The 16,484-nt window shown below is 40.6% G+C and carries 15 protein-coding genes; all 15 read right to left on the bottom strand.

From position 1 onward, the window contains the following. Positions 1-503: 503 nt before the first annotated feature. A complete protein-coding gene (locus E7303_RS07310) occupies positions 504-1,376 on the bottom strand; it encodes an AraC family transcriptional regulator (protein ID WP_292144543.1) in 873 nt (290 codons plus the stop codon). Beyond that, positions 1,349-2,707 (bottom strand): MATE family efflux transporter, encoded by a 1,359-nt coding sequence (locus E7303_RS07305; RefSeq protein ID WP_074890637.1) that lies wholly within the window; start codon positions 2,705-2,707, stop codon positions 1,349-1,351. The genes E7303_RS07310 and E7303_RS07305 overlap by 28 nt, the downstream gene beginning before the upstream one ends. A gap of 70 nt (positions 2,708-2,777) precedes the next feature. Beyond that, the gene (locus E7303_RS07300) at positions 2,778-3,728 is read right to left on the bottom strand and encodes an ElyC/SanA/YdcF family protein (protein ID WP_330601641.1); all 951 of its coding nucleotides are present in this window, start codon (positions 3,726-3,728) and stop codon (positions 2,778-2,780) included. Then, a complete protein-coding gene (locus tag E7303_RS07295; RefSeq protein WP_024865553.1) occupies positions 3,728-4,177 on the bottom strand; it encodes a GNAT family N-acetyltransferase in 450 nt (149 codons plus the stop codon). The genes E7303_RS07300 and E7303_RS07295 overlap by 1 nt, the downstream gene beginning before the upstream one ends. 202 nt (positions 4,178-4,379) lie before the next feature. Next, positions 4,380-5,129, bottom strand: coding sequence for a LytR/AlgR family response regulator transcription factor (locus tag E7303_RS07290; protein WP_292144541.1), 750 nt, complete (start codon positions 5,127-5,129; stop codon positions 4,380-4,382). A 69-nt stretch (positions 5,130-5,198) separates the two neighbouring features. Next, the gene (locus E7303_RS18155; protein WP_442861645.1) at positions 5,199-5,336 is read right to left on the bottom strand and encodes a DUF3795 domain-containing protein; all 138 of its coding nucleotides are present in this window, start codon (positions 5,334-5,336) and stop codon (positions 5,199-5,201) included. Between the two features lie 20 nt (positions 5,337-5,356). Continuing rightward, complete coding sequence (locus E7303_RS07285) at positions 5,357-5,533, bottom strand: DUF3795 domain-containing protein (RefSeq protein WP_292144540.1); 177 nt, start codon at positions 5,531-5,533, stop codon at positions 5,357-5,359. A 129-nt stretch (positions 5,534-5,662) separates the two neighbouring features. Continuing rightward, positions 5,663-6,286 carry a DUF998 domain-containing protein gene (locus E7303_RS07280; protein ID WP_292144539.1) on the bottom strand — a complete coding sequence of 208 codons (624 nt, stop codon included), beginning with the start codon at positions 6,284-6,286 and terminating at the stop codon, positions 5,663-5,665. Between the two features lie 45 nt (positions 6,287-6,331). Next, entirely contained in the window at positions 6,332-7,243 is a 912-nt protein-coding gene (locus E7303_RS07275; RefSeq protein WP_292144537.1) for a GNAT family N-acetyltransferase, read from the bottom strand. 149 nt (positions 7,244-7,392) lie between these two features. Continuing rightward, on the bottom strand, positions 7,393-8,859 hold the full coding sequence (gene abc-f, locus E7303_RS07270; RefSeq protein WP_292144536.1) for a ribosomal protection-like ABC-F family protein: 1,467 nt from the start codon (positions 8,857-8,859) through the stop codon (positions 7,393-7,395). Between the two features lie 300 nt (positions 8,860-9,159). Then, on the bottom strand, positions 9,160-11,310 hold the full coding sequence (locus tag E7303_RS07265; RefSeq protein WP_292144535.1) for a glycoside hydrolase family 95 protein: 2,151 nt from the start codon (positions 11,308-11,310) through the stop codon (positions 9,160-9,162). Between the two features lie 31 nt (positions 11,311-11,341). Then, on the bottom strand, positions 11,342-13,804 hold the full coding sequence (locus E7303_RS07260) for a beta-mannosidase (protein WP_292144534.1): 2,463 nt from the start codon (positions 13,802-13,804) through the stop codon (positions 11,342-11,344). Between the two features lie 112 nt (positions 13,805-13,916). Beyond that, positions 13,917-15,182, bottom strand: coding sequence for an NAD(P)-dependent oxidoreductase (locus tag E7303_RS07255; protein WP_442861644.1), 1,266 nt, complete (start codon positions 15,180-15,182; stop codon positions 13,917-13,919). Between the two features lie 128 nt (positions 15,183-15,310). Further along, a complete protein-coding gene (locus E7303_RS07250) occupies positions 15,311-15,790 on the bottom strand; it encodes a J domain-containing protein (protein WP_292144532.1) in 480 nt (159 codons plus the stop codon). A gap of 19 nt (positions 15,791-15,809) precedes the next feature. Further along, entirely contained in the window at positions 15,810-16,241 is a 432-nt protein-coding gene (locus E7303_RS07245) for a hypothetical protein (RefSeq protein ID WP_292144531.1), read from the bottom strand. Positions 16,242-16,484: the final 243 nt, after the last annotated feature.

Raw genomic sequence — 16,484 nt, 5'->3', positions numbered from 1 at the left:
AACAGCATTGAAACTCCATAGGCTTCCCTGCCCATTGCGAGAAGAAGTACTGCGGTAATTCCCACTATCACTGATATTGTCCCTATTCTCTTTTTCGACAATCGATACCATCTTTTCTGCCGACAAAAGTTCGTCTAAACAAGCCTATCACACAATAAAAATTAGGTCGTCATCTACACGGATAACGACCTAAAAATCACTGATATTATATTTCTTGATTTCTCACTCTGTTGGAAGTGAGAGTGCTTTTTCATTAGCATAGCACCAAATGAATTCTGGGCATCCACATAGGCACTTACAGTCATAATATCGCCAGTTTTTGTGATTGAAACCCCCTCACTATTTGCCGCAAAAGGGAATTTTGCTGTACTTGGGCTTTTTAGTTGTTTTTTTACTTCATCTTTTGCAATTGTCCAATATAAAACTTTGTCATCTTCAGATAGTGAACTTCATTTGATCACCCTTTTCGCATATCTTAATAAACCAAGCAGGACAACAGTATGTCATGTTCCTGATTTCAGCGGAAAACAGATATCTATCTCCATGTATCCATCTTCCCTCATATCCCTATACACATCAAAGATAGGCCTCTCATCAAGCTCGTTACCGGTCCTTGAAAGCCATCGGCAGAATATCTCCTGGTACACCATATAGAGAAACTTTGGAAATCCCTTAAAATGATAAACTGCGTATTTTCCGCCATCAACTGAATGAGTAAGGATATCCGGATTCTCTTTTACCAGAGGGTTGTCAGCAGAAACAGTCTGACAAAGCTCATACATGCAGTTATTCTCATCGGTTATAGAGGGATCATCTATGGTGCATTCTATATACGTTGTACTCTCATCTGCCAGATGCCGATACTTATCAATGAACTCGCACCACGCATTAGGAAGATCGTGATAATTCCCCCGCTTCCTTTCATAAATAACAGTAAAATCCGCTAGGTATTCCACGGTGATCTGCTTTTCTGCCTTATCCAGATCGTCCAACGTAAGTCCATGAGAAAAAGAGCTTTCTTCTACCATCTGCTCACTGTTTTTCCGAAAGCTTGCCGGCGATACTCCAAGATGCTTTTTGAAGGCAGTAGCAAAATTAGACGAGGAATATCCATAATCCTCGCCAATCTGCGTAATGCTCTTCTCTTTTTCAACCTTCAGGCGCCATGCGCTTCTCTCAAGGCGAATCCTTTTGATGAACTGATACAGCGCCTCATCCGTATCTTCCTTGAACATACGGGTGAGGTGGTATCTGGAATAAGCGCAATGTCTTGCCACATCATCAACAGTAATGTCATCATCTATGTGGTCAAAGATATATGTGATCGCCTTATTGATCACTTCGCTCCTTATTGTAGAGCTTTCTCTGGTTTCCACGCCGGTTTTCCTTCCTCTAGCGCAAGCCTTTGCCTGTTTATAAGGCAAAACGAAACTACTGCAGTCAAAATCTCCGCCCCTGGTCCTGCCATCCATATTCCCTTCATCCCAAAGATCATAGGAAGAATGAACGTAAATGCAAGAAGCAGAACAATTCCTCTCAGTGATGATATCAGAGCCGAAGACTTGGCATCACCACAGCTTGTAAAGTACATTGAATTGATTACATCATAACCCATAACCAGGAAAGTAGCCAAGTAGAACCTAAATCCTGTCACCACCATGTCCACCACGATATCGCTGCATCCAAAGAGTCCGGCGTATGATCTTCCCATAAGTAAGAAAATCGCCGCGATTGCTACTCCGATTCCAAAGAGTATCTTGTTTGTGATCTTCCTTAATTCTATTGCTGTCTCAAACTCTTTTGCGCCAAACATGAAACTTACAAGTGGCGTGAGCCCCTGCCCAAAGCCTATGCAGATCATGCTAAATCCATATACGACATAACCAAGGATGGTAAACGCCGCCACTCCTTCAGGCCCTGCGTACTTCATCAGTACGAAGTTGAAGACAAACATTGATATCGCACTGGCCATCTCTCCGATAAATTCGGAAAATCCGTTAAACATGATCTCCTTGTTGAGTGCCCTGTCAAATGCAAATCTGGTATAGGACAAGCCTGACGCTCTGGATAAGAAATATCCAGTCATAACCAGCGCTGTGATCGCCTGGACTGTAAGCGATCCTATAGCACTTCCAAACACGCCAAGACCTAAACCGGCAACCAGCGCATAGTCCAAAACTGCGTTAAGCACGCATCCCGTGATGGTTATGATCATACATACCTGCGGCTTGCCATCCACCCTTATGAACATCCCAAGCACTGTTGTCAGCACCATTAAGGGGTAGTTTAGCAGCATGACTTTGTAGTATTCATTAAAAAATCCCGCCAGGGCCGCATCTGCCCCAAGCAGGTTCCTAACTGGCGCGAAAAGAACTGCCAAAAACGCAGATATTACAACACAGGCCACAAGCGAAGTAACGATAGTCTGTGAAAGCACTTCGTTGGCTCTTTTCCCATCTTCTGCTCCAAGAAGCCGGCCACATATAACAGTTCCTCCGACACCCACGCAAAGCCCGATCCCTAAGTAAAAATACAAGATCGGAAGTCCAAGGTTGATAGCCGCCAAGGCTTTCTCCCCCACATAGTTTCCAGTGAAATAACCATCCGTCATGGTTATAACCGTTTCCAGAAGCATCGCGATAATGCTCGGGATCGAAAAACCAAGAATCATCTTGAGTTTGTTTTCTTTGATTTGTTCAGTATTCATCTCTCATCCTCCTTCACTGACCTACAGTATAAGGAGAATTAAAACTCAACACTTCTGAATTTGTGCGTATCTACGATGAAAATTCCGGATTTGCTTTACGTACCTCGTATTGCTCAAGAAGCTCGTCAAAGGCCTTTCGTACATCGGGCGGGATGTCCTCATGTGCAATATATCCCTTTCCTCTGGGGCCATAACCTTTTTCATCATCCATAAGCCTCGGAATCTCTCCCATGATAAGGCTGATATACCGATCCATATCCCACATGCCTTTTATGTCCGATGAAAAAGAAATATCTCCATTTTTCCGGACCACCTCCGCCCGGTAGGTTGCGTAATTGATGATCTGAAGCTCCGGTCTGTACTTTCTCATCACGGCAGACATCCTCCGCTGCATGGTCGCATCCTGCGAAAGGATAATGCTCTTGCATGGTATATTGTTTTTTTCGAGAAGCTCCAGCAGATTAGTGATATTATTACCACAGTTGGTTGACGCAGTTTCCAGATAATCTGCGCTAAGTCCGAATTTTCTATTCAGATAGATATTGAATAATTCCGCTTCCTGCATATTGTATGCATCAACATCCGGAAAAAGAGCTTTCATTGTTTCCTGCAGGGTAGAAGTGGTATGTCCAAAGCCTCCGACGATTATATATGTCTTAGCGACATTCTCCCTCATCGCCTCAGCCATTACATCACCACCGCACAGGATGGTACCTCCAAACAGCGCCATCACATCAGCCTGATGGATATTGTATTTTCTGTAAAGTGCCTCCTCTGTAAGTTCCTCGACATCGCGCACCCCACAGAAGGCGCCTATTATATTTATGTTCTCAGCTGTATTCATCAGGTCGTTTCGCAATTCAAAAAGGACATCCTTACCCTCATTAAATGTATCTGCCTTTTTGATCAGCGACTGCATTCTTTTATTCTGTTCAGACCACTCTTTATTCATAGCTATTATTCCTCGCTGATATGATCCGTTTGTCATCGTGCATTTAACTGAAAGATTCTTCTCCCTCATCACTCACATTTCTTAATATAATAAATGAATTCATTATCCCGACTCACTTCCACATATCCCAGCTTGGTATAAAAGGCGTTTGTTCTGACATTCCAAATGGGCGTATCTAATACAAATTCCTTTACATTTGAAAACATTGTCTCAATTTCCTGCATCATGTAGACTCCATAGCCTTTGCGATAATGCTCTGGGCTTACAAAGATCCTTCCAATGTTCAACTTGTCTTTTTCCAAAAATAGAATCGCACCGCCAACAATTAGTCCATTGTCCGTGAGCATATACAAATGATTTGTTCTGGCCATCTTTGTGTGATAAGAAACAGACATATATCCAGGTGGCCCACCAGCTGACGGTGCTCCAACCTGAACATCGCTATCAAAAGCTCTTTTAGATATTCCATTAAGTGTCAAAGCATCAGAAGTGCTTGCTTTTACAAATTGTAGGCTCATATCTTTACCCTCTTCTTTTCATCATCAGCTGTCTACCGATACCATAACTCCTGTCCTTCTTTGAAATAACCACATCTACATTTACTTTCCGTTATGGTCAGCTTAACTTTCGGCATTGATATCTCCTTATAATGAACTTCCGCTCTCGCATTCGCTCGCCGGAAGACGCGCGAACCAAGCTCAAAAGTACTTCACTAGGTTCTTACAGCCTATAATCCATATAACTATCCATAACTTCAGAATATCTGCTCTTTGTTACAGGTATCTGTTCCCCACCGCGAAGCGTAATATCTATCTTGGTCAATTTATCAATTGCTGCTATATTCACAGCTATTGATTCATGACATCTTACAAAATCTTTGCTTGGATGATTCTCTGAAAGATATTCTGCAAATCCTATCCTTAAGGTTGGAGTTGATATGATTTCGCCATTATCCATATGATATGAAACCACATGGTTGCGATATTCTATATAAAGAATGTCACCAAGGTGCAATGTCTGCATACCACCCTTGATCTTTATACAAACGCTTTTATCACTCCCGATATCCACGCGGGAAATAGCCAGATCAAGAGTTGAAAAGAACTTTTCCTTTTCAATCGGCTTCAAAATATAATTTATGGGATTTACATCAAAAGACTCCAGCGCATATGAGCTCTCAGAAGTTGCAAAAATGATCTGGGCATCCGGCTGATTCCACCGTAGTTCTCTGGCAGCCTGTATTCCTGTAACCATTGGCATAACTATATCCAAAATGTAAATATGGGGCCTGTAATGCTCGCACTCCTCTATAAGTGTGTCCGGGTGATCAAATACCCTGACATGTGCTTTTATAGAGTTTTTCTTCAAGTAGTCCTGAAGAAGGACATGTACCTTTTCCCGATCAGACTTGTCATCATCACATATAGCAATACGTAATTCAGAATTCTCAATAAAATCCTTATTTTCCATATAACCCCCTGTAATAGTGTGATTGACTATATCAAACCAATTATATCAGAGTTTTTCATTCTTAAAGTCTCATTTGCCCTCAAGTCTGCGTTTTGCATCAGAATTAGTACTGATAATCTGGGAAAGCTTTGAGCATGCATTCATTTCATGGCAATCTCCACAAGTCTCAATTTTTCTTCCCAGTGCGCACTGTCTAATCTCGCACATGGACTGGCAATATGGGAACTTCACCCCGTAAGCCTGCAGCCTACGCAGTTGATCATGTCGGGGGTTATTTCTACACCATTGAGCTTTGACCACTCTTTGGCCACTTTTGCTCTTAGATCGTTGTTGTCATTAACTGTTGCTATACGCGCTTCACACTGTTCACAATCAAGTCCGCAAAATGCGATATAATCTGTCATGGCTAATCTCCTTTTCCAAATATGTTTTTCTCTTCCTGTTCTAACTTTATCACCAAATAAAAACAGACCTTATCACTTACACTGATAAAGGTCTGTTTTGCACTTACTTTTATGCTTTTTTGGAGCTGCTTAGTCAAAGTTCTTTCCAAATTTTCCAAGTAGCAAAAACGTTCCCAGCACTGCATTGAAGGCTACTGCCGAAAAGGTGCTGAATCTCTCAAATAGCCCGAATACTGCCTTTGGCATGATTCCTGTTCCGATAGGTCCAAGCAGCATTGCAGCAAGGCACACACATGCCCAGATAAAAAGAGATTTCATCCCTTCTTTTTTTGCTCCAATTATTGACAGGATCAGCGCCGTCAGTGAAAAGATCACCACAAGGGCAGTCACTATAAGGTGCATCACGTTCTGAGGGTGACTACTGTCAGCATCTGCCACCCATGGAAAGAGTTTATAACCAACATCAGAAATCCATTCCATAGCTGCAAAGAAATATATTCCCAGCCTCAAAATCTTAGTCTTAAGATTCTGAGATGCCACGCAGACAGCCATGATAGAAACAAGTCCACAAGGTCCATACAAGGCATTCAACTGCCCTGCAAGCTCTGCAGATGGAGCTCCAACAGCACTTAGATCACTTACCGCCATGCTAAGCCAGTCATATCCCGGATAGGCAAGGGGCGAAAACACAACCATTGCCGTGTATGAAAGCAAACTGATAATTCCACAAATACCAAGTTTTGATAATTTCATAATGCATCTCCTGTTTGGGGTCTTGTCTTAGTATGATGTGCCTTTTCATGCATGTGTTATAGCTTGCATCATATATTCATCGCCGCGGCTATCCTCAAAGAACTTCCCTTGTACAAAAAACGTAGTGTCTTCCTCATGAAGCTCGCTTTTTTCAAAGCCTCTAACATCATTCGGGGTAAAGCAAAGAATTACCTTCTTCACCTGAGATCCAAATGCCCTGATAACCTCATCTACTGCCCCAGCACCAATGATGGCGTGTAAGATCAGTGTGTCATCCTCCACTTCAGCAATAGCGTAGCTGTTGCACTCCTCAATATAGAACAGGTTCTCCGTCATGAACTGCGACAGATAGAACATATACAATCCGGGATTATCGACCATATAAAGCTGAGCGTTCTGTTTTTTTGTATCTAAAATCTCTACAGTCCTGTCGAAATCAATCTTATCCCTCAGCGGTACATTTTGTGCAGTGCATTCGCCAGATATTGTCACATCTTTTGTAAACTGATATTCTTTTGCTTCTTTAAACCCAAATTTTGGATAGAACTCAAGTACAGAATCATTGGCAAAGAGGTAGATTCCATCAACTTTTCCGTCATAGTCTTTTAGCACCTCTTCCATCAAAGCTCTGGCATACCCATTCCTTCTGTAGTCATCATCTGTCATGATCGTTCCAAGCTGTATCAACTTAACAATTTGGCCCTTATAGTTCATATTGCAGGCGTTAACTGAGACATTTGAAACAACCTCACCATCTATCACCACCGAATATGGAATGTAGTTGTCCTTCCAAAATCCATTTCTATACCAGTTTTCGAAATTAAGCCCAAAGGTCTTTTCAGCCAGTCTGTTAAAAGATGCTCTAAGAACTTCATTGTTTCTATAATTCTTTTCTATGCTAAAGTCCTTAGTCCTATCTGCTCTCTGCATAGTATTCTTAATTATTGTATCTTGCATCTTACCACTTCCTCCTGATCACCAACTTATCACTACGAAGAGTCATTAACACGAAATACACTCAATTTGGACTGTTTTGCACTGATTTACTTACTCTTTAGCAGCTTTTTTGCCTTGGTGCACCGCTTAAAGTACACTACATGCTCCAATCAAGCCAGTACAGGTATAATTTTTCCTGATTCTATACGATATCTATCTGTTGCTATCCTATCAACGAAGACCTTATCGTGGGACGTAAACAAAAGCGTCCCCTCGTACTCCATTAACATTTTCTCAAGTGCTTCGACCGACGGAATATCCAGGTAATTAGTAGGTTCATCAAATATCAACAGATTAACATCTGACACAAACAGCATGGCAAAAGAGAGTTTCATGCGCTCGCCACCGGAAAGCTCAAATGCCTTTTTATTCATATCTCTTTCTGATAATAAGAGACGGGCAAGTACTATCCTGGAAAGGCTCTCGCTCTGGATACTGACTCTACGCACATTTTCAAGCACTGTCTGTTCAAGATCAATCTGTGACATGTTCTGCTTTGCATATCCAATTTTCGCTCCGGGAACGATATGTATTCCCTCATACTGGTCACTTATCAGCTCAAGAAGAGTTGTCTTTCCCGCACCATTTCCGCCAAGAAGAGCTACCTTGCTGCCATTTCTGATAATAAAGTCAGCATCATCAAATATCATATGGTCATCATATTGAAAAGATATATGCTCTCCTCTAATGACAATAGGATTCCTTGGTGGATTGGTCAGTCTGAAATCCGGTCTTGCTGTGAGTTCTTCCTTCGGTTTCTCTTTAACCTCCATATGTTCAATGCGCTTGAGCACATTTGCAGCACTTTTTTCTATTCCTCGCGCTTTGTCTTCAGGCTTCCTGTTGCCGCATAAGCTGATGGCCTTTGCCTCGCTTGAAGTAAGATTCCTTGGTTTTTTCTCAACAGTTTTTGCCTTTGCTTTTTTCTGAGTATAAACCCTCTGAAGCCGCTTTTTCTCTGCCTGGTAGTTCTCATACTCTGACTGCATGGCTTTAAACTGTTCTTCTTTTTGAATAACGTAGTCATCATAATTACCCGAATAACAGTTAAGCTTTCCAAAAGAAATCTCTACTATACGGTCACATATATCATTCAGTACCGATCTGTCATGACTGATCATTACCAGCGTTTCTATTTCTTTTAACCGCTTCTTTAGAATCTCCACGCCTTCATAATCAAGGTTTGATGTAGGCTCATCTAAAAAAGCTACTGCATGAGGACATGAAAATAACTGGGCGAGTCTGATTCTAGTGTCCTCACCTCCACTTACATTTTCCTGCCAAAGCTTTTGGCTTACGCCCATTTTGCCCGCTTCGCTAAAGTCTGTTTCATAATATGCGTCGCTCCCGCCAAACTGCTCAAAACAGAAAGGCTCACAGTCTCTTGAAACGAAGCCTTTAGTTGGCTCTAATTCACCTGAAAGGATTTTAAGGAGCGTAGTCTTTCCAGCACCATTCATTCCAACAAGCCCCACTTTCTCTCCTTCATACAGATAGAATCTGTCAAAATTCAAAACTGTCTGCTCACCAAATGAATGTGCTATATTCTCTGCTTTGATCAATAATCTCTTAGACATATACAAGCCTCCCTTGTCGGCTTTTTAGTAAAAAAAAATAAAAAAAGCCTATCCTGCGTACACAAAATAGACTCATACAAAAAAGACCTATATATGACAGGCTTAGAATGCATGATAATCCAATTTAAGCGTACACATAATACTGCTATCAGAAATAGCAGCAACATCAACATGTTCACCTAAATCAAATTATCTAATAATCATTCCTTCACCCTAACGAAAATTCGCCCTTTCTTTTATAAAAATATGGTAGCATATGCTCCGAATCAGAACAAGCCCTTACACTGATTTGGGCTTGTTTTACACTGATTTGCATTTACTCATTATTTTTCCGTCTTTCCAAACTATATCTATGGTTTTATTCCCTTTTAGTTTAAGGCCTTTTATACTTCCGCTTTTCCATTCTTTTGGAAGTGCCGGAAGCACAACCGGTCCGTCTGAAGTGTCATGTAAAAGCATATTGGCAATCGCTGCAGTAGCGCCAAAGTTACCATCAATCTGAAAAGGTGGATGATTATCAAACAAGTTATTCAGAGTAGATCTGGTCAGAAGCATATTTAAGTGCTCAAGGGCCTTCTCTCCATCATGTAGCCTTGCATAGAAATTTATTATCCACGCCCTGCTCCACCCGGTATGTCCGCCACCATTTTGAAGTCTTCTGTCAATTGTGACTCTGGCAGCATTTGCAAGCTCTTTTGTGGACTGAACCGAAATCTGATCTGATGGAAAAAGACCATATAGCTGTGAAATATGCCTGTGTCCGGGCTCATGCTCCTGATAATCTTTGGCCCATTCCATTATCTGACCATACTTTCCAATACTTGTTGGACGCAGCCTGTCTTTGGCTTTTTGCATTTCATCAATTTCTTCATCATGCCTGCCAAGAACATCAGAAGCTGCAATACATTGTGTGAAAAGATCTCTTAAGATCATGTTGTCCATGGTAACACCATATCCATTGCAGCCTTTATGGAATGTGTCAATTATATATGTATTCTCAGGGGATACAGAAGGGCAGGTAACGAGGTATCCGTCCTTATCTTCTATAAGGAAATCCAAAAAGAATCTGGCTGATTCAAGCATCAGATAATAGTGCTCTTTCAGGAAATCCTTGTCATAAGTATACTCGTAGTGGTTCCAAATATGGGTAGACAGCCACGCAAAGCCCATTACCCAGTAAGTCCCGGGAATCCATTGATCCTGAGGCGCAGTATCTCCCCATATATTTGTGTTGTGATGAGCAACTATTCCTCTGCAACCGTACATTGAAGCTGCAGTTTCTTTTCCATGCTCATACATTCTTTCCATCAGATCAAAAAGTGGGAGATGGCACTCCGAAAGATTGCAGATTTCAGCAGGCCAATAATTCATTTCTGTATTGATATTTATGGTATATTTACTGTCCCAGGCAGGTGTAAAACTGTCATTCCATATTCCCTGAAGATTTAGTGGCAGGGATCCTGGTCTGCTTCCGGAAATCATCAAATATCTTCCGAAATTGAAATATAGAACATAAATACCAAGATCTTTTACTTCATTCCCCTTATCAACGCATTCTCTTACAAGCTCAAGCCTTTTATCTGTCGGCATTTCTTCATAGCTTCTGTCATCTGAATCCAGAGAAAATGAGACTCTGTCAAAGAGCTTTCTGTAATCGGCTATATGTCTTTTCTTTAATTCTTCATATGGCAAAGTTAAACTGCACTCTTCACAAAGCTCTTTTTCAAGCTCTTTATATCTGAATGTAGATCCACCGTCTATGGTCAAAATCACTTCGTCTGCTTCTTTAACAACAAGACTCTCACCTATTACAGCAACCTGACCTCCTACGGCATTTGCAGTAACTACTACTCCAAAGTCCATTCCATCACTGCCAAGTTTGCCATAAAGATAAATAGTATGGTCATTTATTTTCTTAACTGCCTGATACTCTCTTCCTCTGGTCAATAATGCATCAAAAGATATACCTCCTGCTTCTGAAGCTGAGATACGCATAAACATGCAATTGTCAGGGTAGCTGGAAAATATTTCTCGCTTATAGTTTATGTCTCCAACTTTAAACTCTGTAGTTGCAACTGCGTTTTCAAGATCAAGAGCTCTGCGATAATCATTTATTTCACCATTTTTATAGTCAAAAGATATCTCGAGATTCCCAAGTGTCTGATAAGGCTGCATACTCTGAGGTGTTCCGGAAAAGGCTCTTTTTAATAGCTTTTCACCCTCTTTTATATTTCCATCCATCAAAAGTTTTCTTACTTTTGGAAGGTTCTTCAGTGCATCAGGATTATTCCTGTTTTTATAGCCTCCCAGCCAGATGGAATCTTCATTCATCTGTATAAGCTCTTTTTCCACCCTCCCAAATATCATTGCTCCAAGCCTTCCATTTCCTACAGGCAAGGCTTCATTCCAGCTCTCGGCCGGCTTCTCATAGTAGATCTTTGTATTCCCCATTTTAACTGCTTACTCCTCTATTTATAAAGCACTAATGTATATCATAAACACTGCTTACTCTCAGACCATCCAGCTGCCCTCTCTTAACTTCTATGATCCTCTGTCCCGGGTTCATATCAAAGAAGTTATCTTCAAGGACAAGATCATCATCCCTATTTCTAATTTCTACATTTTTAGCAAAAGCTTTTGCCTCAACCATCAACTCTTTTTCAGAAACAGCTGTTATTTTAAGCTCAGGATCTTCAAAATGAAAATACTTAGCTGGAACAAAAAATGCTGTGCCTGTAGAGAGTATTTTATTCTTATCTCTTACTCTGAAGGATACATAATTTGAATATATATCTATTCCGGGAAGGCTTACCTTATCAAGCCAGACTGCTGACAGAGCAGGAACTTTCACTACTTTAGCGTCTTTGGTCTTAATTTCCCTAATTTCAGGAGTAATTGTTTCTCCTGCTGCATTTCTAAGCTCCCACTCCAAAGTCAGCTCTTTGTCGCTCATTGTTTCATTTGATATATTAAGTCTTATTGAAGGTGTAAAATCAGTTTTTTCTGAATTTACTAAAATTCCCTCGGATACAGTACTTGTCTCTTCGCAGCTTACCAAAACCGGTGAAAAGAACCTTTGAGCATAGTAATGAAGTGCCTTCCATCTGCCATAATAGTCTATTGAAGACCAGCTTATAACAGGCCAGCAATCGTTAAGCTGCCAATAGATGGCGCCCATACACCTTCCACGATTTCTCCTGAAGTGCTCAACTCCGTATCTGATCGCTTCTCCAGCCAAAAGCTGGGATGCATATGTCAGAACATCAAAGTCACATGGATATTTAAAGGTTGACTGCATATACTGCATGATCTTGGCATTGGCAGAGCTGTTTCTCTGGTGTTTTTCCATATTATAGGAAAAGAGATTAAAATCCTCCTCCTTCTCCATGACTTTTTCTAAGGACTTTCTTGATGGAATTGACTGAAAACCAAACTCCGAAAGATATCTGAAGAAATGCTTTCTAAATTCGGTAAATGGCTTGTTGCTGTGCCACACCTCCCAATAATGTACATCACCCCTGCTATCGTCATTCGGATTGTCAAAGGAACCTCCTGAAGATGGGCTTGAGGGCCAATAAAAGGTATCCGAAGCATATTCATGAATCCATTTTGGGAAAAGATACTCATACATCTTGATGTAGTCAGCCTTTTGCTTATGTGTCTTTACCCAGACACCTTCTTTTACAAACTGCTCCATCTCATTATTTCCACTGATAAGCCCAAGACAGGCATGGCCTTCGATTCGCCTTATGTTATCTTTTATTTCCTGGTGTATATTATCTTCAAAATTCTCATTCAGATCATAGACGGCACAGGCAAACATAAGGTCCTGCCAAACAATAAGTCCCAGCTCGTCACATATATCATAGAACTCATCTCCAGGGAAGAATCCCCCGCCCCAGACTCTTATGGAATTAAAGTTCGCCGTTTTGCAGTCTTCTAAAAGCTGCCTTGTCCTTTCTGGTGTAATTCTGGAAAGGTAGTTATCTTCCGGAATGTAATCGGCTCCAAGGGCAAAGATATCGACACCATTAACGCAGTGTGAAAAGCTCTCTCCCCACTGGTCTTTTTTTCTTGTAATTGTCATAGTTCTAAGACCTATGCGCTTTGTTACTTCATCGGTAATCTTGTCTCCCACCCTTTGTATTACGGTAACAGTATAAAGATTCTGCTCTCCAAATCCATTGGGCCACCAAAGCATTGGCTTCTCAATAGGAATCATCTGCCCTTTATAGTTATTTATTTCTTTTTCATCTCCATCCGGCGAAATGATCCTCACATCATAGCTGATGCCTGTATTATCAGAAATTACTTCATCATCTATAAACAGGCACAGTTTCACTTCGCCTTCTGAATGCTGCTGATGGATCCTGACGTTCTCTATTCTCGCTTTTTCTATTCCGACCAGACTTACAGGCCTGAAAAGTCCGGCATCAGGAATCCTAGGACCCCAGTCCCAGCCGAACATATAATGCGCCTTTCTTATGTTGGCAAAGCCCACCATTGCATCCTCAGAGCCGTCGCACTCGCACTCTTTATATGCTTCTCTTATGTATTTTGTTGGAGAATGGAAATATACTTTAAGAGAGTTCTCTTTTTCCTTAAGGCTTTGTGTTACATCAATCCTGTAAGTCCTGTGCATGTTTTCAGCATGCAAAATAGTCTTATCATTTAAAATGATATCTGCAATAGTGTCTATCCCTTCAAATACCAGCTCTTTTTTGTCTGTTGCAAAAAAATCCGCATCACAGTCAAAGCTCGTCGCGTATTCAAAGTCCTCTTCCATCACTTCAAGGGCATATTTTTCATTGTCACCCACAAACGGATCCGGAATAACCTTGTTCTCCTGTAATGTACTCAGCACACTTCCAGGTACTAACGTATCATAAATCGTGTTGTCCTTTATTCTCTTTATAGTCCAGTCAGATATTACTGTCTTTTTCACGCTATATTAGTCCCCCTATTGCAGTAATCACTATAAACATTAAGGAAATTATATCATGTACTCTTTTTAATAAAAAAGGGAACATACCATATTTGATATGCTCCCTTAATATTCAATCCTTGTTCTTCATGTATTTATCCATATCTTCAGCAATCTGCTTGGATACTGCAACCGCAGCCACTACAGTCTTAGCTCCTGTAACCACATCTCCTGAAGCAAATACTCCGGGAAGTGAGGTTTCTCCTTTTGAATCTGTTGCAAGATTACCTTTTTCATTTAATTTCAGGTCCTTATCGTGATTTACCAAACGATCCTGAGGCACCTGGGAAATAGCGATTATTATGCTGTCTGCAGGAATAAGATGCTCCGAATTCGGAATAACTTTAAATGGAGTCTTTTTCAGTTCCTCTCCCTTGGCCTTGCTTTCAGCAATCTTCTCTTCATCGGGCTCCATATCGCTAAATACTGCTCCATCGTCTTCTATTCTGACGATGGCTTTACGGAATTCAAACCTAACTCCGTCAACTTTGGCATATTCATATTCTGCCTCAGAAGCGCCTACTGAATCGCCCCTCACATATACAACAACCTCTTTTGAACCATGTCTTATGGCAGTTCTGGCTACATCCATAGCCGCATTTCCGGCGCCTATTATGGCTACCTTGTCACCAAGCTCGTATACATCCGGGTTGTTGAGATAGTTTATTGCATAGAATACATTGCCAAAGGTCTCACCAGGAACTCCAAGACGTTTAGGCTTCCATGCACCGGTACCAATAAATACGCTCTTATAGCCGTCATCAAGAAGATCCTGTATTCCTGTTGAACCTCCAATGGAGAAATTAGGTCTGAACTTGATTCCCAGCTCGCGCATTTTTTTATAATATCTGTCTAATATTGATTTCGGCAGTCTGAATTCCGGAATACCATATCGAAGGATTCCGCCAATCTTATCGTGTGTTTCAAAAACAGTTATGGAGTATCCCTTTAGGGCAAGAATAATAGCAATTGTTATTCCTGCGGGGCCTGCACCTATTACAGCTGCCTTCATGCCATTTGAAGGAGCAGGATTAAGTTCTAATCTCTCAAAACAGGAATCGGAAATGTAATTCTCAATTGAAGAAATATGAATAGGCTCTCCCTTAATACCTCTTACGCAATTACCTTCACACTGATTACCATGGTTACATACCAAAGAACACACCATTGAAAGCGGATTGTTCTCAAAGAGCATCTGAGCTGCTTCCATCATACGATTTTCCTTAAAAAGACGTATCATTTCAGGAATATTTGTATGAATAGGGCATCCATTTTCCCTGCATCTGGGATTTGGACATTGTAAACAACGATTTGCTTCATCAATAACGTGCACAGACATATAATACTCCTCCATTTTTTGTCACTTTGTTCAAGTTATACATACAATTATGTTATGATAATTTATATCACTTGAACATATGCTAGTGTAAGCGCTTACACTAGCAAAAATGTGGAATATTATGAACATTAAAAGAATAGGAACAACCTAAAGAAAAATGACAAAATCTGCAGGATAATAAACCAACGGAAGACTTTAAATAATAATGAGCCGCCATAAACAGGTGTCCTGTTCCAGCCGGTCCAATTATTCCAGGTATTCCAACTTTCATCAGGCCTGCCATAATTCCTGTTAAAATCTGCATTTGTCCACTGCCAATAAGTACCATAGTTTTCAAAAGGATTCTCCTCCTGACTATAGGTCCTCTCCTGTGATTGAGATTGAGCCTGTGCTTGTGAATATGCATATGTACTTCTGTATCTCTCAGCACCGGGACGCGTAAGAATATCATATGCAGCGTTTATCTCATTCATCCTTTTAGCTGCAAGTTCATCTCCCGGATTTAAATCCGGATGATACTTCTTGGCAAGTCTTCTATGCGCTTTTTTTATCTCTTCTTCTGAAGCTCCGGGACTTATCTCGAGAACTTTATAAGGATCCATTACCATACCGCTTCCTCCATACTAATCAGGTCTTTTTGATAAATCTCTCACCACACTTAGGACATCTTATTTCAATGCGTCCTTTGCCCTTTGGTACCCTGATCTGCTGATGACAGCTCTTGCATAAATAATATCTGCTGACAGAACGGTCTCTCCACTGAAGTCTTGCAAGATTTGCATATCGTCTTGGAACCTCTGTGAGCTGCAGGAATTTCTGGTTCTCAGCATATCTTTTTGAAATGTTTTTTGAATAAATCCTAAAGATCGTATATGCGAATAATGCCACCCAAATGAAGTAAATAACCGCACTTTGAGCAAATATATTAATTACAAGCATAAGAATTGCCAAAGCATTGCATGTCCTTGCTAAATTATCAAAGCCATTTCTTCCGTAAAAAAACTGTGCCATTTTATACATCATCTGATTACTAAACTGTCTGAATCTATTCATAGTCATGCCTTTCTCTCTAAAATGATTTTAAATTGAGGTTTCTCAATTATCATCTTATATTCTCACCGCTAAAACAAACATAACAGATTTTGCAAAATCAATTAGTTTATTTTGCCATTTTTGTTATGTACAATACTACTCCTTAAAACTTAATTCAAGTTAAAGATAACTTGCTTTATGAAAAAACTTTCCACTAATCCCCATGCTTGTGATATGATACTTTCCGGAATTACATATTTAAAACTCATA

The sequence above is a fragment of the Butyrivibrio sp. genome (genome assembly GCF_015056685.1).
GTDB lineage: Bacteria > Bacillota > Clostridia > Lachnospirales > Lachnospiraceae > Butyrivibrio.
The sequence above is the reverse complement of the archived record's forward strand: the minus strand, read 5'-3'. Positions and strand labels throughout refer to the sequence as shown.

Bases quoted from the DNA above. Each gene is read 5' to 3' on its own strand.
- E7303_RS07245 (WP_292144531.1), bottom strand. From the start codon at position 16,241: ATGACTATGAATAGATTCAGACAGTTTAGTAATCAGATGATGTATAAA.
- E7303_RS18155 (WP_442861645.1), bottom strand. From the start codon at position 5,336: ATGTGCGAGATTAGACAGTGCGCACTGGGAAGAAAAATTGAGACTTGT.
- E7303_RS07280 (WP_292144539.1), bottom strand. From the start codon at position 6,286: ATGAAATTATCAAAACTTGGTATTTGTGGAATTATCAGTTTGCTTTCA.
- E7303_RS07250 (WP_292144532.1), bottom strand. From the start codon at position 15,790: ATGGTAATGGATCCTTATAAAGTTCTCGAGATAAGTCCCGGAGCTTCA.
- E7303_RS07290 (WP_292144541.1), bottom strand. From the start codon at position 5,129: ATGGAAAATAAGGATTTTATTGAGAATTCTGAATTACGTATTGCTATA.
- abc-f (WP_292144536.1), bottom strand. From the start codon at position 8,859: ATGTCTAAGAGATTATTGATCAAAGCAGAGAATATAGCACATTCATTT.
- E7303_RS07305 (WP_074890637.1), bottom strand. From the start codon at position 2,707: ATGAATACTGAACAAATCAAAGAAAACAAACTCAAGATGATTCTTGGT.
- E7303_RS07285 (WP_292144540.1), bottom strand. From the start codon at position 5,533: ATGACAGATTATATCGCATTTTGCGGACTTGATTGTGAACAGTGTGAA.
- E7303_RS07275 (WP_292144537.1), bottom strand. From the start codon at position 7,243: ATGCAAGATACAATAATTAAGAATACTATGCAGAGAGCAGATAGGACT.
- E7303_RS07300 (WP_330601641.1), bottom strand. From the start codon at position 3,728: ATGAGGGAGAAGAATCTTTCAGTTAAATGCACGATGACAAACGGATCA.
- E7303_RS07295 (WP_024865553.1), bottom strand. From the start codon at position 4,177: ATGAGCCTACAATTTGTAAAAGCAAGCACTTCTGATGCTTTGACACTT.
- E7303_RS07255 (WP_442861644.1), bottom strand. From the start codon at position 15,182: ATGTCTGTGCACGTTATTGATGAAGCAAATCGTTGTTTACAATGTCCA.
- E7303_RS07265 (WP_292144535.1), bottom strand. From the start codon at position 11,310: ATGGGGAATACAAAGATCTACTATGAGAAGCCGGCCGAGAGCTGGAAT.